Source organism: Brevundimonas basaltis, from assembly GCF_014202075.1.
GTDB classification, from domain to species: Bacteria; Pseudomonadota; Alphaproteobacteria; order Caulobacterales; family Caulobacteraceae; genus Brevundimonas; species Brevundimonas basaltis.
The window spans coordinates 358,648-375,251 of sequence record NZ_JACHFZ010000001.1 but is presented as its reverse complement, the minus strand read 5'-3'; the positions used below and the strand labels follow the sequence as shown (position 1 = coordinate 375,251).

Sequence of the window (16,604 nt, the reverse complement as noted above, 5' to 3'; positions counted from 1 at the left end):
TGTCTTCCGGGACTCAGCCCGGCTTCCTGAAGCGATAGACGAACTGGTCGGTGCGGCCGCGGATGGCCTCGTCGAAGACATTGGTCGTGCGGTCGTCGGCAGGGTTCACCAGCGCAGAGGACTCGCCGTCGAAGACGAAGCCCGCCGCCTCGACCTCGGCGCGCAGCGAGGCGCCCTCGATGCGGTGCAGGGACTGGACCTCGCTGTGGCCCGTGCCCGGACGGCCCGCGTGATCGATGACGATGAAATAGCCGCCGGGCTTGAGCGCCGCGTAGATGGCCCGGTTCATGGTCATGACGTCGGTGTTGAAAGCCGGGATGTGGAAGTCGTGATATTCCTGGCTCATCCAGACGACGTCGAGCGGCTCGGGGAAGCTCATGGTGTTCAGGTCGCCGTTGACCCGGACCACGTTGGGATAGGCCGCCACCAGAGCGTCGGCGCGGGGGTTCTCGCGCTCGGCGGTGCGGTTGGGCACGAAGGCGTAGACCTTACCCCCGTCGCCGACCACGCGGGCGAACAGACGGGTGAAATAGCCGGCGCCGGGGCGGATGTCGGCGACCTTGTCGCCCGGCTCCAGCATGGCGAAGGCCAGCATGCGGTCGGGATGACGGAATTCGTCGCGGGCCACCTCGTCGGCGGGACGCAGCAGGTCGGTGACCGCGGCGCGGTGGATGTCGGCCAGCTGCATCGCCTGATAGGTGGAATTGATGAGCCGGTCCTCGCGCCCGGCGTAGGGGTCGGACCCGCAAGCGGACAGGGCAAGAACGGCGGCAAGAGCGAGAAGCGACGGCTTGGGCATGATCGTCTCCTGAACCAGCGGCGACAGCCAAGCTCCGGATTGAGGCCGATGGCAACCCCTGTCGATCAGGCGAGCGGCCTCCACTCCTCGTCCGCCGGCAGCGGCGCGAACAGGCGATCCAGCTCGGCCTCGAACACGCCCGCCAGATCGGCCGGCGCCCATTTCGGGGTGTTGTCCTTGTCGACGATGACGGCGCGGACGCCTTCCTGGAAGTCGTGGGTGCGGACCACGCGACCGCCGAGACGGTACTCCATGGCCATGTTGTCGGCGAAGCTGCCGAGGCTCGCGCCGGTGCGCAGCTGGCGCAGGGTGACCTTCAGCGACTGCGGCGACTTGGTCTTCAGGGTCGCCAGTTGGGTCAGCGCCCAATCTGAACCATCGGCTTCGAGAGCGGCGAATATCTCCTCGACGGCGTCGAAGGCGAACAGGCGTTCGATGGCCGGCAGGTGCGGCTCGATCGGCGGTTCGCCGGCGTCGGTCTCCAGCCCGTCGGCGACGTCGATCGGATGGGCTGGATCGGCGGCGAGAATGGCGCGGAAGGCCTCCAGGGCGTCGGAGGGCAGGAAGTGGGTGTGGACGCCCAGAAAGACGGTGTCCGCCGCCTTGAGCCGGGCTCCGGTCAGGGCCAACCAGACGCCGGTCTGGCCCGGCAGGCGCGGCAGGAACCAGCCGCCGCCGACATCGGGAAACAGGCCGATGCCGGTCTCGGGCATGGCGTAGGTGGTGCGTTCGGTGGCGATGCGGACGTCGGCGGGCTCGGAGATGCCGACGCCGCCGCCCATGACGATGCCGTCGACGAGGGCGGTGACCGGCTTGGGATAATCGAACAGCAGGTGGTTGAGCTTGTATTCCCGGTCGAAGAAGGCCTTCGCCTCCGAGGCGTCCCCTGCCCCGCTTTCGGCGATCATGCGGATGTCGCCGCCGGCGCAGAAGCCGCGCTCGCCGGCGTGGTCGATGAGGACGGACTTGACCGCATCGTCATCACGCCAGGCCAGCAGCGCCTCGATCATGGCGTCGCACATGGCGCGGTTGAGCGCATGCAGGGCCTTCGGGCGGTTCAGGGTCAGGCGGCCGACGCCGGACTGGACGCGGGCGAGGACTTCGGATTCGGAGATCATGCGCTCCGCTTAGTCGCGAAGATCGAATACGGGAAGACCGGCGGCGGCCGCAGCAGCCATCAGGCCCCCGTCGCGGGAGGCGACGATGCCGTCCATCTGCATGGCCAGCCACAGATAGCCGGCGTCGAACAGGCTGAGCCCACGGGCCGCCGCAATGGCGGCCAGTGCACGGATGTCGTCTCGTGCCACCGGAGGCGCCACCATGATTTTGAAGGAGTCGAGAACCCCGTACGCCTCGCGCAGGTCGAAGCCCGGCTCGCGGCGGGTCTGGCGTACCAGCAGGTTTCCAAGCTCCCACTGGAAGACGTACCGCACCTGGCTCGAAGTCGCCCAACCGTTCAAGCAGCTCCGTCGCAGACCGCGTCGCCTGTGACGCCAGCAGCCACGATGCCGCCGCCGAGGCGTCAATGATCAGCTTCGTCACGCGCGATGGCCTTCGGTTCCTCCCAGGACAGGGCCGCCCATTCCGGGTCAGGCGCCTGCTTGTCCCGGAAGGCCCGGGCACGCTCGGCCAGTTCGGGGGCCGACAGCCGGGAGCGCAGATTGTCTGCCCCACGCTCAGGCGACAGCCGCGCCACGGGCTTGCCGTGCCGCGTGATGACGATGGCCTCGCCCGTCGCTTCGACCTCGTCGAGCAGGGCCGAAAGCTTGGTTTTGGCTTCCAGAACACCGACGCTGCGCATGCACACCCCTGACCAGAATGCTGGTCAGGCTAACACGGATCGGCCAGCACCCCTACTGCCGCAGCATTTCCCGCGCTGTGATCACGCGCATGATCTCGTTGGTGCCTTCGAGGATCCGGTGGACGCGCAGGTCGCGGACGATGCGCTCCAGCGGATAGTCCTTCAGATAGCCGTAGCCGCCGTGCAGCTGCAGGGCCTCGTCGGCGATCTGGAAACAGGCGTCGGTGGCGAAGCGCTTGGCCATGGCGCACCATTTGGTCGCCTCGGGATGGCGGGTGTCCAGCGCCCAGGCCCCGCGCAGCACCATCAGCCGGCAGGCCTCCAGCTGGGTCGCCATGTCGGCCAGCTTGAACTGGGTGTTCTGGAAGTCGGCGATGGGTTTGCCGAACTGCTTGCGTGAGGCGACGTATTCCAGCGCCGCCTCCAGCGCCAGCCGGGCGCCGCCCAGCGAGCAGGCGGCGATGTTCAGGCGGCCGCCGTCGAGGCCCATCATGGCGTAGCGGAAGCCGTCGCCTTCCTTGCCGAGCAGATTGGCCGCCGGGATGCGGCAGTCGTCGAAGCTGACGATGGCGGTGGGCTGGCTGTTCCAGCCCATCTTCTTTTCCTGCGCCCCGAACGACAGGCCGGGCGCGTTCTTGTCGACCACGAAGGTGGAGATGCCCTTGGGTCCATTAGCGCCGGTGCGGGCCATGACGACATAGACGTCCGAGGTCCCGGCGCCCGAGATGAAAGCCTTGGAGCCGTTGAGGACGTAGTGGTCGCCGTCCAGCTTCGCCGTGGTGCGCAGAGCGGCGGCGTCGGAGCCGGAGCCCGGCTCGGTCAGGCAGTAGGAGGCGATCCGCTCCATCGACACCAGCGACGGGACGTAGCGGCCGCGCAGGTCGTCGGAGCCGAACTTGTCGATCATCCACGTCGCCATGTTGTGGATCGAGATGAAGGCGGCCGTTGAGACGTCGCCCCGCGACAGCTCCTCGAAGATCACCGCGGCCTCGACCCGGCCCAGCGCCATGCCGCCGTGCTCCTCGCCGGTGTAGATGCCGCAGAAGCCCATCTCGGCGGCGTGTTTCATCACATCGACCGGGAAATGTTTGGTCTCGTCCCATTCGGCGCTGTGCGGGGCCAGTTCGGCGTCGGCGAAGGCACGGGCGGCGTCCTGGATGGCGCGCTGGTCGTCGGTGAGGGCGAAGTCCATGGGTGTTTCCTCGAGTCTTTGCGGGCCTTCTAGGGCAAACCTTCTCCGATTGGGAGAAGGGAGCTATGAGGCGCCATGACCCAGCCGTTCGCGCCCGCCGCCTTTCCCTACGCCCGTCCCCGACGGCTGCGCAGCCAGCCGTGGGTGCGGCGGCTGGTCGCCGAGACGACCCTGACGCCGGCCGATCTGGTCTGGCCGCTGATCGTGCATGACGGAGCGGACGAGCGCGTGGCGGTGGCCTCGATGCCGGGCGTGTTCCGGCTGAGCCCCAAGGCGGCGGCGAAGGCGGCGGTCGAGGCGCGCGACCTGGGCATTCCGGCCGTCGCCCTGTTTCCCAATGTCGACGGGGCGATCAAGGACGGCGTCGGCACCGGCGCAACCGATCCGGATGGTCTCATTCCCGACTGCATCAAGGCGATAAAGGACGCTGCGCCGGAAGTTGGGGTGATCACCGACGTGGCGTTGGACTGCTACACGGACCACGGTCACGACGGGGTGCTGGAGGACGATCGGATCGTCAATGACACGACGCTGGAGCGGCTGGCCGAACAGGCCTTCGTCCACGCCCACGCCGGGGCCGACGTGGTGGCGCCGTCGGACATGATGGACGGGCGGGTGCAGGCCATCCGTGAGGCGCTGGAAGCCAATGGCCTGTCAGACGTGATGATCCTGTCCTACGCCGCCAAATACGCCTCGGCCTTCTACGGGCCGTATCGGGACGCGGTAGGGTCTGCCAAGGCGCTGACCGGCGACAAGAAGACCTATCAGATGGACTACGCCAACAGCGACGAGGCGCTGCGCGAGGTGGCCATGGACATCTCGGAGGGGGCGGACGCGGTCATGGTCAAGCCGGGGATGCTGTATCTTGATATTGTTCAGCGGGTTAGTCGAACATTCCAGGTTCCGACATTCGCCTATCAGGTCTCCGGGGAATACGCGATGATGCGGGCGGCCATGGCCAATGGCTGGCTGGACGAAGAGCGGGCCATTCTGGAAAGCCTGCACGCCTTCAAGCGGGCCGGATGCGCAGGAGTTTTGAGCTATTTCGCCCCTCAGGCCGCCCGGTTGATGCATCGCGCCTGACGTCGCGCGGTTGAACCCTACCCCAGCCTCGCAGTTAGGAGGGGATGGCGAGTTCGTCGGACAGCAAAGGCGTCGATCCTGCGTTCGCGCGACGGACGTTGTACGTGTTCGGCGTCGCCGCCGGCCTGTTCCTGATCTGGCAGTTGAGCGGCGTCCTGCTGCTGGCCTTCTCGGCGGTCATCGTAGCGGTCCTGCTGCGCAGCATCAGTGACCCGATCGCGGCCCGCACCCCCGTTTCCGACGGGCTGGCCGTCGCCCTGGCCGGACTGATCGTGGTGACGGTTCTGACCGGGTCGTTCTGGCTGTCGGGTCCGTGCTGGCTGAGCAGACGCGCCAGCTTGCGGCGAACATTCCCACCTCGACGACGGAACTGCGCGCACTGGTCTCCACCTGGCCATTCGGGGAGCAGATCGCGCGTATCGACGGCTCCGGCTTGATGGGGGGCGCCGGCGGCCTCGTCGGACGGGTGGGCGGCTACGCCATCTCGGCCGTCAGCGTGGCAACCAGCCTGGTGCTGCTGGTCATCGCCGGCGTGTTTCTCGCCGTCAGCCCCCGGCTCTATCGCGACGGCGCGATCCTGTTGTTCCCGCCGCCCCGGCGAGAGGCCATGCGCGAGTCAGCCAATGCGACAGGGCAGGCTTTGAAAGCCTGGCTGCTCGGCCAGTTGACCGACATGGTCGTCGTCGGCGTGATGACCGGGATCGGCGTGGCTCTGATCGGCCTGCCTTCGCCGCTGGCGCTGGGTTTGATCGCCGGGCTCCTGGCCTTCGTACCCATCGTGGGTTCCATTGCGGGCGCAGTCCCGGCCCTGCTGGTGGCGGCGCAAGGCGGCTGGGAGCTGATGGCGTGGACGCTGCTGGTCTACATTATCGTCCAGCAGGTCGAGGGCAACCTGATCTATCCGTTCATCCAGAAGCGGGCGGTGAAGTTGCCGCCAGTCCTGACCCTGTTCGGGATTCTGGCTTTCGGGACCCTGTTTGGCTTCCTCGGCGTGTTCGTGGCGACACCGCTGCTGGTCGTGCTGTTCGTCAATGTGCGGCTGCTCTACCTGCGGCGGACGCTGGGCGAGGACATATCGACGCCGGGGCAGGCCTGATCGCTAGAAGCGAGCCGTCCAGCCGTCGAAAGCGACCTCGACGTTCGGTGGAACCGCCGCCGACAAAGCATTGAAATCCAGATCGAGATGAAGGTTGGTCAGCACGGCCTTCTTAACCTGCGCCCGGTTGATCCAGCCCAGCGTCTTCTCGACATGGGCGTGGGTCGGGTGCGCGGTCCATCGCAGGGCGTCGACGATCCAGAGGTCGCAGCCGCGCACCGCCTCAAGGGCGGCGTCATCGAGATCGGAGACGTCGCTGGAGTAGGCTACGGCGCCGATGCGGTAACCGACCGAGCGGATCGGCCCGTGGGCCTGGTCGAAGGTGACGACGGGGATCGGGCCGCCGGGGCCGTCGACGGACCAGGCCTGGCCGTGCGGCGGCAGGGGGTGGGCGTCGAGGATGGCGGGATAGCCCTCGACGCTCTCGAAGATGTAGCGGAACCGGCCGTGCATCGCCGCGTGGGTGGCGGCGTCCATGAAGGCGGGGATGCGGCGGCGGGCGCGCATGGCGAACACGCGCAGGTCGTCGACGCCGTGGGTCTGGTCGGCATGGTCGTGGGTGTAGAGGACGGCGTCGATGTGGCGGACGCTGGCGGCCAGCATCTGCTGACGCAGGTCGGGCGAGGTGTCGATCAGCACGCTGGTGACGCCCCCGGGGCCGTGGCGCCGAATCAGCAGGGAGCAGCGCAGGCGGCGGTTCTTCGGCTCCGCCGGATCGCAGGCGCCCCAGTCGCCGTCGCCGCGCGGCACGCCGCCGGACGAGCCGCAGCCGAGGATGACGACCTCAAGTTCGCCCGGCGCGCTCATGCGCCCTCCGGTCGGGGGATGCGGTCGAACAGGGCGAAGAAGGCGTCGGTGGTGCGGGCCTCGGCCTCGTCGCGGGACCAGCCGCGGATCTCGGCCAGCTTGTCGAGGACGTGACCGACGTACGCCGGCTCGTTGCGGCGGCCGCGGTGGGGCACGGGGGCCAGGTAGGGGCAGTCGGTCTCGACGACGATGCGGTCGGCGGGCAGGGCGGCGATGATCTCGCGGACCTCGGCGGCGGCCTTGAAGGTGGCGATGCCGGACACCGAGAACCATGCGCCCAGTTCCGCCGCCTTTTCCGCCAGTTCCGGTCCGCTGGTGTAGCAGTGCATCAAGAAGCGGAAGGGGCCTCTCGCCTGCGCCTCCGTCAGAATGTCGGCCATGACGGCGTCGGCCTCGCGGGTGTGGACCACCAACGGGAACCCGGTGCGGCGGGCCGCCTCGATATGCTGGCGAAACACGGCCGCCTGCACGTCGCGCGGGCTCAGGTCGTAATGGAAGTCGAGGCCGCATTCGCCGATGCCGACGATCCTGGGCCGGGCGGCCAATTCGACCAGCCGGTCGGCGCTCAGGTCGGCGTAATCCTTCGCCTCGTGCGGATGAACGCCGACGGTGGCCCAGATGTCGTCGTGGGCCATGGCCAGGCCGTGGGTGGCCTCGAAGGTCGACAGCTTGTCGGAAATCTCGACCATCAGGCCGACGCCGGCCTCGCGGGCGCGGGCGATGACGGCGTCGCGGTCCTCGTCGAACTGGGGGGCGTGCAGGTTGACGTGGCTGTCGATCAGCATCAGGCGCGGGCCTTGGTGCGCTGCAGGTCGGCGAGGGCGCCGGCCAGCACATCGGCGCGGTCGAGATTGATGGCGGCGGCGCGGTCCGGCAACTCGGACAACCGCTCCCACAGCTCGGCCCAGCGGGCCCCGGACTTGCCTTCCTCGAGCGCGCGCAGCTTCACGGCGGCGATCAGCCGGTCCATCAGGGTCTCGAACCGCTCCTGCCCCTCGGCGCCGCGGAACTTGTCGGCGACGGCCATGACCTCAGCGCGGTCGAGCTCGGGCGCGGCGACCCAGGCCTGGGCCAGCTGGTCGGCCTCGAGCGTGGCGCCGGAGGCGAGGGCCAGGGCCTGACCGGGGGAACCGGCGGCCATGCCGGCGATGCGGGCGGCCTCGGACGAGGGCACGCCGGTGCGGTTGCGGACCAGATCCTCCAGCGCGTGCTGCGGCCAGACCGGAAACGCCAGCCGACGGCAGCGCGAGCGGATGGTCGGTAACAGCCGGCCGGGGGCGTGGGTGACGAGGAACAGCACGCCGCGCTCGGGCGGTTCCTCAAGAACCTTAAGCAAGGCGTTGGCGGCGTTGAGGTTCAGATCGTCGGCGGCGTCGATAATGGCGACGCGATAGCGGGCCTGCGACGGGCTCTTGGAGAAGAATTCCGGCAGATCGCGGGCCTGATCGACCGAGATCGACTTCTTCGTTTTGCCGCCCTCGACGGCGCGTTCGAGCAGAAGCAGGTCAGGATGGGACCGCGCGGTGACGAGCCGGGCGACGGGATCGTCTGGCCGCGTGCCCAGAAGGCCGCGCGCGGGATCCGGAGTGGCTCCCAGCAGCCGACGGGCGGCGCGGAAGGCGAAGGTCGCCTTGCCGGAGCCCTCGACCCCGCAGAGCAGCCAGGCGTGATGCAGCCGCCCCTTGTCGAAGGCGTCGAGAAAGGCGGCCTCGGCGGCGGCGTCGGGGATCAGATCGAAGCGGTCGCGCGGGTGCTCGCTCACGGCAGGAGCGCCTCGACGGCGGCCCAGACCCGCGCCTCGACCGCATCCTGATCGCCGTCCGCGTCGATCACCACGCAGCGTTCGGGATGGGCGTCGGCGATGTCGAGAAAGCCACGCCGCAGCCGTTGGTGAAACTCCAGCCCCTTCGACTCGAATCGGGTTTCGAACAGCCCGCGCCCGAAGGCCCGCTCCAACCCGATCTCGACGGGCAGATCGAAGATAAGGGTCAGGTTCGGCTGTGTCCGGCCGACGATGGCGGCATCGAGGGTCTCGATGAATTCGGCCGGCGTGCCGCCGCCGGCGCCCTGATACGCCCGGCTGGAGTCGGCGAAGCGATCGCAGACCACCCAGCGGCCGGCTTCGAGCGCCGGGCGGATGGTACGCTCCAGATGGTCCGAGCGGGCGGCGAACATCAGCAGGGTCTCGGTCACCGGCGACCAGCGCCCGGCGTCGCCGTTGAGGGCGAGATTGCGGATCTCCTCCGCCCCCTGCGACCCTCCCGGTTCGCGGGTTTGGACCACATCGAGATTACGGGCGTGCAAGCGGTCCACCAGCCGGGCGACCTGGGTCGACTTGCCGGTCCCCTCGCCGCCCTCGAACGTGATGAATCTGCCCTGAGTCACGGGCGCACAATGGCGGCGCCGACCCGGTTGCGGAAGGGTCTAGTCGCCGGAAATCATCACGGCCTCGGGATAACCCCGCGAGATCACCGCGCGCCGCGAGCGCTCGGCCGTCCCGGTGTCCGGCCAGGGACCGACCAGCACCCGGAACTGGCCGGAAGCCGACTCCTCGACGATGACGCCGCCGCCCAGCCGGTCAGCGGCCCGACGGGCCTCCCGGGGGTTGCTCCAACTGCCTGCCTGGATCCAGACGCCGGGGCGCGAGGAGGCCGCGAGGTGCAGCGGAGGCGGCGTTGCGGCCGGTCCCGGCAGATATGGGGTGGGGCCTGGGGACGGTGCGGGCGCCGACGGCCGCGCCTCAGCGTACTGAACCGTCGAACCGCCGCCCTGACGCGGGGCGCGGCCGAGATAGCGCACCCTCACCTCCCCCACGCCGGCACGGCGCAGGTCGAGGGCGTCGGCGGCCCCACGCGACAGGTCGATGATGCGTCCGTCGACGAACGGACCCCGATCATTGACTCGCAGGACGACGCGCCGGCCGTTCTCCAGATTGGTGACCTCCACCAGCCCCGGCAGCGGCAATGTCTTGTGGGCGGCGGTCAGGGCGTTCATGTCGAAACGCTCGCCGGTGGCGGTGGGTCGGCCGTGGAATTGGTCGCCGTACCAGGAAGCCAGGCCCGTCTCATCATAGTCCGGTTGCTCTTCCGGCCGATACCAGCGGCCACGGATCTGGTACGGCCGCATGGTCCCCGAGACGATCGGAGCCGGATCCGTGACCACGGGCATGGCGGGCCGCGCGGAAGATCCGGCCCCGCTCGCGCAGGCGGCCAGCAGGGACATCAGTCCCGCGACCAGAACCCCTTTAAGAAACTTCGTAGTCATAGCCTCGCCTTTGAAGGCCGCGAGGATGACGGAAGAGATTTCCGCTTGGGTTAATGGAAGGTTTGGCGCTATGCGGCGGGTCCGCTCGCAGGACACGGACAGGTGGCCGAGTGGTTTAAGGCAGCGGTCTTGAAAACCGCCGTAGGTGTGAGCCTACCGTGGGTTCGAATCCCACCCTGTCCGCCACGGGTTCCGGCTTTGGCGCCAGGCGCAACCCTGAATCAAGCGGCGGCTGCGCAGGTCGTGCCCATGACCAGCCGCTCGAGGGTTTGGACCGCGGTCGTGGCCGCCGTTTCATCCGCAATCGCCTGCCCCAGCTGATCGGCCGAGCGGCGGAAGCTGTCGTCGGCCAGGAGCCGCTCAAGCGCACGGGTGATCTGCATCACGCCCGCGTCGGGCGGCAGCGTCAGACCGGCGCCGCGGCTGGCGACGCGCACGGCGTTCTCGTCCTGGTCGCGACCATGCGGAATAACCAGCATCGGCAGTCGGTGCTTCAGCGCCCGCATCACCGTGCCGTGGCCGCCGTGAGTCACGACGAGCGTGGCCTCGCGCATCAGGGCGTCATGCGGCGCGCTTCTGACCAGCCAGACATTACGGGCGGCGATGACCTCGTCGGGATGGATGTCGGCGAGGGTCACCACGGCCCGCACCGGCAGGTTGGCCGCGGCGTCGATCACCGCCTGGAGCACCCCGGCGTGGTTCTGGAAGGTCGAGCTCATGCCGACCACGACCAGCGGGCGGCCATCCGTCGGCTCCCACGGTGCGTTCCAGTCGTCCGTCCAGGCCGGCGCGCCGAGCTGCGGTCCGACATAGGTCATTCGATCGGGCAAGGCGGCGGGAAAATCGAACGCCCGGGCCGTCCCCAGCAGATAGGCGGCGTTCGAGTCGATCTGGTTGCACAGGTGGTCGAGCGGTCCCAGCCCCAAGCGCTCGCGAGCGGCATTCAGCGCCGGCAGGCCGCCATCGAACATCGCCACCGAGCCCGCCGCGATCTCGGCGTGCAACGCTCGCTCTGCGTCGGTCCGGGCCGGCGGCAGACCGGGCCCGAATATGGGCATGCCCTCTACCGGGTAGATGCACAGGTTCGCTGCGAAGACCGCGTGCAATTGGCCGATGCTCTCGCAGGCGGCCATGACTCCCAGCAGCATTTCGCTGGTGACGACCAAGTCGGCCGGCTCGCGGCGCAGTTCCTCCAGGACGTCAGCGGCGTAACGGTCCGCGGCGCCGGCCATGATCGTCGCCAGCATGCGCTGGAATCCTTCGGCCGAGGAGGCCACATCCCAGTCGCGGGTGGGATCGCTCGCACGGGTGCGGTCCGGCCTGTTGGGCGCCCGGGTCCACGGGCGGAAGACCACACCCGCCGCAGCGGCTTCGCTGCGGCTGGCCTCGTCGCACATGAAGCGGACACTGTGCCCGCGCCGGCGCAACTGGGCGGCCAGGGTCATGGGCGGCGCGACATTGCCGCCGCCCTCCCAGGTCGTGAACAGGAAGCGAGCCGGAGGCGTGTTTTGGGCGATCATCGGGGAGCGTCCATCGATTGCCGCGGAGCCTTCTCGAGGACAGCGCGGACCAGGGTTTCAGAGAGGGTGGTGAAGGCGTCAACCGGCCGGCCCATGTCACGACGCAGGAGCTTCCAGACATAAAGATCCGTGGCGACAACCAGGGCGTCGAGCCGGGCGGTGTTGACGGCGGGATCTGCATCGGCGAGCCAGTCAGCGAACACGGCGGCCAGCCAGGCCCGGTGGTGCACGCGCCCGGCGTCGGTTGCGACCTTCAAGGCCGGATGCCGCTGCTCCTGATCGAGCAGACGGCAAACCAGGTCGCCGGAAGCTTCGTAGTCTTCAGTCAGTACAGCGATGGCGCGAGAGATGCCCCCGGGCTCGGTGCTTCGGCGACGCTGGACCGCCCTGTCGAGCAGCCCCATTGCCCTCTCAAGCAGGCCATCCTTGCCGCCGAACCGGCGGATCACGGTCTGGACCGACACCCCGGCGTCGCGGGCGACGGCCTCAAGGGTGATGTCTTCGAACCATTGGGCCTCTATGCGGGCCAGAAAGGCGGTGAGAATCCGCTCCCCCGTCGCCTCAGCCGCCGCGGCGCGGGCGCCCTGCTGATAGGGACGACGGGTTTCGGAAAGGGGCTGTTTTTTCATGAGAGGCCAATTACCGCGAAATGGGCGTCCGTCAAGTTGGAGTTAGTGCCATTTACATGAATTATTGGTCATGCGGGCAGGCGACGTTGAGCGCGCCCGGCTCTCGCCCTCGACACGGCTATCTGGTGCGGTCCCCAACGGCCGCTGCCCGGAACCCCGAACGCTCTGGTCGATTACCAACAAGCAACATGAGACCTGCCCCGGACGGGTCGGATCTCTCGCCGATGGCTCAGAGGGCTCGCCGTATCCCCGGCAAGGCGCCTGGTCAGGACATCAGAACGGAGGAATCCCGTGACCCAGCAGCAGACCGTCTACCTCAATCTCGCCTCCGCCGGTGACCTCGCGAGCATCGATCAGATCGGCGAACAAGCGGCGACCATCGTTGAGCATCGCCCGTTTCAGGATTGGTCAGATCTGCGACGCGCCGGCTTGAATCAGGACGAAATCAACGGCCTCAAGAGCGCCGGGATCCAGCTCGGCGCCCCGGGCGAAGGCCCGATCGGAGAGCCCGGCAGCGGGGGCAGCGGCGGTAGCCCGCGCGGTAACCTCGGTCAGGCCTGACCTCGCAGAAGGGCTGGCAGGTTCTCTGCATCAGCCCGCCGCAAAACACGAGAGGAAGTTCGATGGGAATAGCTGGGTTTCACGAGGGCGCGCTGGTCGTCGTAGCGAGCGGGGAAGAAGCCAAGACCTTCCGCGTAAGGCATGGTTCGCTGGAGCACGACGGGAACTGGACTCCTCAGAACCTCGCCGACGAGGGTCCAGCTGGTAAAACGCCGCCGGAGATGTCGGACCAGGACCTTAACGAAGCGACCTTTTCCAAACAGATCGCCGCCCGCCTCTACTCGATGGCGCATGCCGGCGCCTACAAGCACCTGATCCTCGCCGCCGATCCGGTGACTTTAGGTGAAATCAGACCTCTGCTGCACCAGGAGGTCACTGGAAAGCTGGTTCGCGAGCATGCGAAGACCCTCGTCAACGCCACCGTCGAAGATATCCAACGGTCGCTGAGCACCTGAGACCCGACAAGCCGCCCTCTTGCGGGAACAGGAAAACGGTTGGTTTTTGCATCGCACCATCACCTTGCGCCGCAACGTGATCCATATCACTGTTGTGCCTGGAGGGTGTGATGTTCAAGGCTATTCGGTGCAGATTGAAAGGCCACATCTTCGTGGACAGCCACCGCGAAGCCGGCGTTCAGGTCTGCCTTCGTTGCCGAGAGCGGCGGCCCTTTGAAGGATTGACAGAAGCCGTTTCCACGACCCCTGCAGTGACCATTCGGCCAGAACCGGAATAAGCCGGCTCTAGACCAGCCGGCTCTGCACCAGGGCGGCGCCGATGAAGCCCGCGAACAGGGGATGGGGCGCGAACGGACGGCTCTTCAGTTCCGGGTGGTATTGCACGCCGATGAACCACGGATGGTCCTCGCGCTCCACCGTCTCGGGCAGAACGCCGTCCGGCGACAGCCCGGCGAAAACCAGACCCGCCTTCTGCTCGACCGCTTCCCGGTAGTTGATGTTGACCTCGTAGCGATGGCGGTGCCGTTCGCTGATGGTGGTCGAGCCGTACATCTCCGCGATCTTCGACCCGGGCTTCAACGTTGAATCATAGGCCCCGAGACGCATGGTCCCACCCAGATCGCCGTCCGCCTGACGCTGGATGCGCTGATTGCCTTGGGTCCATTCGGTCATCAGACCCACAACCGGTTCGGAGGTCGGGCCAAATTCGGTCGAGGAGGCCTCTGGAAAGCCGCCAAGGTTCCGGGCCGCCTCGATTACCGCCATCTGCATGCCGAAGCAGATGCCGAAATAGGGGATGTTGCGCTCACGGGCGAAGCGGGCCGCCTGGATCTTGCCCTCGGCCCCGCGCGCGCCGAAACCGCCGGGCACCAGAATGGCGTGGGCGCCCTGCAGCCGGGCGTCGCAGGCCTCGCGGTCGCCCTCGAAGGTCTCGGCCTCGACCCAGTCGATGTTGACCTTGACGTTGTTGGCCACGCCGCCGTGATGCAGGGCCTCGATCAGGGATTTGTAGGCGTCCTTGAGGACCGTGTATTTGCCGACGACGGCCACGGTCACCTCGCCATCCGGCTGCAGACGACGGCGCGCGATCTCCTGCCAGCGCGACAGGTCGGGCGTGGGCGCGTCAGTGATGCCGAAATGGGCCAGCACCTCGGCGTCGAGGCCCTCGCGGTGATAGTCCAGCGGCACGGCGTAGATGTCGGCCGAGTCCATCGCCTGGATGACGCCGCTTTCGCGCACATTGCAGAACAGCCCGATCTTGCGCTTCTCGTCCGGCGGGATCGGGTATTCGCAGCGGCACAGCAGGATATCGGGCTGGATGCCGATCGAGCGCAGTTCCTTGACCGAGTGCTGGGTCGGCTTGGTCTTCATTTCGCCGGCGGTCTTGATGTAAGGCAGCAGCGTCAGGTGGACGAAGCAGGACTGGCCGCGCGGCAGGTCCTGGCCCAGTTGGCGGATGGCCTCGAAGAAGGGCAGGCCCTCGATGTCGCCGACGGTGCCGCCGATCTCGACCAGGACGAAATCGACCTCGTCGCCGTCGTCGGTCAGGGCCGGAGTCAGGCAGAACTGTTTGATCTGATCGGTGACGTGCGGAATGACCTGCACCGTCGCGCCCAGATAGTCGCCGCGTCGCTCCTTCTCGAGGATGGTCGAATAGATGCGGCCGGTGGTGATGTTGTCGGACTTCGCCGCCGAGACGCCGGTGAAGCGCTCGTAGTGGCCGAGGTCGAGGTCGGTCTCGGCTCCGTCGTCCGTGACGAACACCTCGCCGTGCTGATACGGGCTCATCGTGCCCGGATCGACGTTCAGATAGGGGTCAAGCTTACGCAGACGCACCTTGTAGCCGCGCGCCTGAAGCAGCGCGCCGAGAGCGGCGGAGGCGAGGCCTTTTCCCAATGAGGAAACCACGCCGCCGGTGATGAACACGTAACGGGCCATGGGAGATCACTCTACCGCTGATTCGAGCGGCTTACTGCGGAGACTATGAGGGCGGGAGCGGAAGGCGGGGATAAGGGCCCCGCCCACCTTATTGCGCCGGAGCCGGCTGGGCCGGAACGGGCTGGGCGGCCGATGCCGAACCAACGAAGTCGTCGAGCGACGGACCGGTCGGTTGGGCGGGAGCCTCGGCCGGATCGACCTCGGCGGGCGCCGTTGTCGAGTCTCCGGTCGGCGCGGCAAGGGCGCCGACGGCGTCACGGTCGACGATCGACTGGTCCGCGCGGCTGAGGTTGCCGACGATGGTCAGGCCGATGGCGCAGGCGAAGAAGGCCACGCCCAGCCACCACGTCGTCACCGTCAACAGGTTGCCGGCCCCCCGCGCGGTCATGAAGCCCGACGGTCCTCCACCCATGCCGAGCGCGCCGCCTTCGGAGCGCTGGAGCAGGATCACGCCGGCGAGCGCGACCGAGATGAGGATCATGACGACGAGGAGAATGGTCTGGAGCATGGCGGCCGATATGTGTGGCGCGAAGCCGCGCCGATCAAGCGGCGGCGTCTATCATTGATGTCGGGCGGGGGGAAGGGAGCCTAAGGGCGGCCCTTCAAGCGGCCCTTATGATCGGCAGGAAGTCGGCGGCCTTGAGCGAGGCGCCGCCGACAAGGGCGCCGCCCACTTCGGGCACAGCGAGGATGTCGCGGGCGTTGTCCGGCTTGACCGATCCCCCGTAGAGAATCGGCGCCGCGGCGCTGCCGAGACCAAGCCGTTCGAGCATGGCCGCCCGGACGGCGCGGTGGACTTCCTCGATCTGCTCCAGGGTCGGGGTCAAGCCGGTGCCGATCGCCCACACCGGCTCATAGGCCACAGCGAAATCCCGCCCGAGAACGGCCTTCGGCAACGAGTTCATGACCTGGTCGCGCACCACCGCGACTGCCTTGCCGGCCTCGCGCTGCTCCAGAGTTTCTCCGACGCAGATGATCGGGGCGAGAGACGCGAGCACGGCCGCTTCAGCCTTGGCGGCGACCAGCCCGTCATTCTCGCCGAACTCCTGGCGGCGCTCGGAATGTCCGACGATGACGAGGCTCGCGCCGGCGTCTTTCAACATCGCGGCTGAGACGCTGCCGGTGAACGCGCCGTGGGGCTCCGCCCGACAGTCCTGTCCGCCGACCTCGATGGCGCTTCCGCGCGCGGCGGCGCCCAGACGCTCGACAAGGGTGGCGGGCGGACACAGGGCGACGCGGCAAGTCGCCGGCTCGGCCTCAAGCGCCCGCCGCAGCACCGCCACCTCGTCCAGGCTCGCGCCCAGGCCGTTCATTTTCCAGTTTCCGGCGATCAGCTTCACGGATTGTTTCATCCGGCCTCTCTAGGCGGACCTTTTCGCCAAGCCAAGACTTCCGGAGCGGTCGATACGTCGCCATTGTCTTGCCGTGCCGACCTGTCACCCCCTATAGGCCGAAGCGA

General features: G+C 67.9%; 20 protein-coding genes and 1 tRNA gene. 6 read left to right on the top strand and 15 right to left on the bottom strand.

Features of this window, described 5'->3' with window-relative positions:
- Positions 1-13 precede the first annotated feature (13 nt).
- The 5 genes from HNQ67_RS01995 to HNQ67_RS01975 form a co-directional block, all read right to left on the bottom strand.
- Positions 14-799 (bottom strand): class I SAM-dependent methyltransferase, encoded by a 786-nt coding sequence (locus HNQ67_RS01995; protein WP_183251829.1) that lies wholly within the window; start codon positions 797-799, stop codon positions 14-16.
- Positions 800-864: 65 nt separating this feature from the next.
- The gene (locus HNQ67_RS01990) at positions 865-1,917 is read right to left on the bottom strand and encodes an enoyl-CoA hydratase/isomerase family protein (protein WP_221247690.1); all 1,053 of its coding nucleotides are present in this window, start codon (positions 1,915-1,917) and stop codon (positions 865-867) included.
- 9 nt (positions 1,918-1,926) lie between these two features.
- Positions 1,927-2,232, bottom strand: a complete 306-nt coding sequence (locus HNQ67_RS01985) for a hypothetical protein (protein WP_183251827.1) — start codon at positions 2,230-2,232, stop codon at positions 1,927-1,929.
- 89 nt (positions 2,233-2,321) lie between these two features.
- Positions 2,322-2,600, bottom strand: coding sequence for a type II toxin-antitoxin system Phd/YefM family antitoxin (locus HNQ67_RS01980; protein ID WP_183251825.1), 279 nt, complete (start codon positions 2,598-2,600; stop codon positions 2,322-2,324).
- A gap of 52 nt (positions 2,601-2,652) precedes the next feature.
- Positions 2,653-3,792 carry an isobutyryl-CoA dehydrogenase gene (locus HNQ67_RS01975; protein ID WP_183251824.1) on the bottom strand — a complete coding sequence of 380 codons (1,140 nt, stop codon included), beginning with the start codon at positions 3,790-3,792 and terminating at the stop codon, positions 2,653-2,655.
- Between the two features lie 75 nt (positions 3,793-3,867).
- Here HNQ67_RS01975 and hemB point away from each other — a divergent pair, with 75 nt between their 5' ends.
- From hemB to HNQ67_RS01960, 3 genes are read left to right on the top strand one after another with little or no spacing between them, the layout of a single operon-like run.
- Positions 3,868-4,875 (top strand): porphobilinogen synthase, encoded by a 1,008-nt coding sequence (gene hemB, locus HNQ67_RS01970; protein ID WP_183251823.1) that lies wholly within the window; start codon positions 3,868-3,870, stop codon positions 4,873-4,875.
- A gap of 44 nt (positions 4,876-4,919) precedes the next feature.
- Positions 4,920-5,312, top strand: coding sequence for an AI-2E family transporter (locus HNQ67_RS13800; RefSeq protein WP_343054812.1), 393 nt, complete (start codon positions 4,920-4,922; stop codon positions 5,310-5,312).
- The gene (locus HNQ67_RS01960; protein ID WP_343054809.1) at positions 5,225-5,971 is read left to right on the top strand and encodes an AI-2E family transporter; all 747 of its coding nucleotides are present in this window, start codon (positions 5,225-5,227) and stop codon (positions 5,969-5,971) included. Before HNQ67_RS13800 ends, HNQ67_RS01960 begins: the two co-directional genes overlap by 88 nt.
- Positions 5,972-5,974: 3 nt before the next feature.
- Here the strand turns inward: HNQ67_RS01960 and HNQ67_RS01955 are convergent, their stop codons facing one another.
- From HNQ67_RS01955 to HNQ67_RS01935, 5 genes are read right to left on the bottom strand one after another with little or no spacing between them, the layout of a single operon-like run.
- Complete coding sequence (locus tag HNQ67_RS01955; protein WP_183251820.1) at positions 5,975-6,778, bottom strand: MBL fold metallo-hydrolase; 804 nt, start codon at positions 6,776-6,778, stop codon at positions 5,975-5,977.
- A complete protein-coding gene (locus HNQ67_RS01950) occupies positions 6,775-7,563 on the bottom strand; it encodes a TatD family hydrolase (RefSeq protein ID WP_183251819.1) in 789 nt (262 codons plus the stop codon). Before HNQ67_RS01950 ends, HNQ67_RS01955 begins: the two co-directional genes overlap by 4 nt.
- Complete coding sequence (locus HNQ67_RS01945) at positions 7,563-8,540, bottom strand: DNA polymerase III subunit delta' (protein WP_183251818.1); 978 nt, start codon at positions 8,538-8,540, stop codon at positions 7,563-7,565. Before HNQ67_RS01945 ends, HNQ67_RS01950 begins: the two co-directional genes overlap by 1 nt.
- Positions 8,537-9,163: a dTMP kinase gene (tmk, locus tag HNQ67_RS01940; protein ID WP_183251817.1), complete on the bottom strand. Its 627-nt coding sequence runs from the start codon at positions 9,161-9,163 to the stop codon at positions 8,537-8,539. Before tmk ends, HNQ67_RS01945 begins: the two co-directional genes overlap by 4 nt.
- A 39-nt stretch (positions 9,164-9,202) precedes the next feature.
- Positions 9,203-10,042, bottom strand: coding sequence for a septal ring lytic transglycosylase RlpA family protein (locus HNQ67_RS01935; RefSeq protein ID WP_183251815.1), 840 nt, complete (start codon positions 10,040-10,042; stop codon positions 9,203-9,205).
- Positions 10,043-10,138: 96 nt separating this feature from the next.
- Between HNQ67_RS01935 and HNQ67_RS01930 the strand changes: the two genes are divergently transcribed.
- Positions 10,139-10,228: transfer RNA gene (locus HNQ67_RS01930), tRNA-Ser, on the top strand.
- A 35-nt stretch (positions 10,229-10,263) separates the two neighbouring features.
- On the opposite strand, the gene HNQ67_RS01925 is transcribed toward HNQ67_RS01930, so the two are convergent.
- Both HNQ67_RS01925 and HNQ67_RS01920 read right to left on the bottom strand, forming a co-directional pair.
- Positions 10,264-11,562, bottom strand: a complete 1,299-nt coding sequence (locus HNQ67_RS01925) for a nucleotide disphospho-sugar-binding domain-containing protein (RefSeq protein ID WP_183251813.1) — start codon at positions 11,560-11,562, stop codon at positions 10,264-10,266.
- Positions 11,559-12,191, bottom strand: coding sequence for a TetR/AcrR family transcriptional regulator (locus tag HNQ67_RS01920; protein ID WP_183251812.1), 633 nt, complete (start codon positions 12,189-12,191; stop codon positions 11,559-11,561). Before HNQ67_RS01920 ends, HNQ67_RS01925 begins: the two co-directional genes overlap by 4 nt.
- Positions 12,192-12,482: 291 nt before the next feature.
- On the opposite strand from HNQ67_RS01920, the gene HNQ67_RS01915 reads away from it, so the two are divergent.
- Both HNQ67_RS01915 and HNQ67_RS01910 read left to right on the top strand, forming a co-directional pair.
- The gene (locus HNQ67_RS01915; RefSeq protein WP_183251811.1) at positions 12,483-12,752 is read left to right on the top strand and encodes a ComEA family DNA-binding protein; all 270 of its coding nucleotides are present in this window, start codon (positions 12,483-12,485) and stop codon (positions 12,750-12,752) included.
- A gap of 62 nt (positions 12,753-12,814) precedes the next feature.
- Positions 12,815-13,207, top strand: coding sequence for a baeRF12 domain-containing protein (locus HNQ67_RS01910; protein WP_183251810.1), 393 nt, complete (start codon positions 12,815-12,817; stop codon positions 13,205-13,207).
- Positions 13,208-13,492: 285 nt separating this feature from the next.
- Here the strand turns inward: HNQ67_RS01910 and pyrG are convergent, their stop codons facing one another.
- The 3 genes from pyrG to tpiA form a co-directional block, all read right to left on the bottom strand.
- Positions 13,493-15,145 carry a CTP synthase gene (gene pyrG, locus HNQ67_RS01905; RefSeq protein WP_183251809.1) on the bottom strand — a complete coding sequence of 551 codons (1,653 nt, stop codon included), beginning with the start codon at positions 15,143-15,145 and terminating at the stop codon, positions 13,493-13,495.
- Positions 15,146-15,233: 88 nt separating this feature from the next.
- On the bottom strand, positions 15,234-15,653 hold the full coding sequence (secG, locus tag HNQ67_RS01900; protein WP_183251808.1) for a preprotein translocase subunit SecG: 420 nt from the start codon (positions 15,651-15,653) through the stop codon (positions 15,234-15,236).
- A gap of 94 nt (positions 15,654-15,747) precedes the next feature.
- Positions 15,748-16,497, bottom strand: coding sequence for a triose-phosphate isomerase (tpiA, locus tag HNQ67_RS01895; protein ID WP_183251807.1), 750 nt, complete (start codon positions 16,495-16,497; stop codon positions 15,748-15,750).
- Positions 16,498-16,604: the final 107 nt, after the last annotated feature.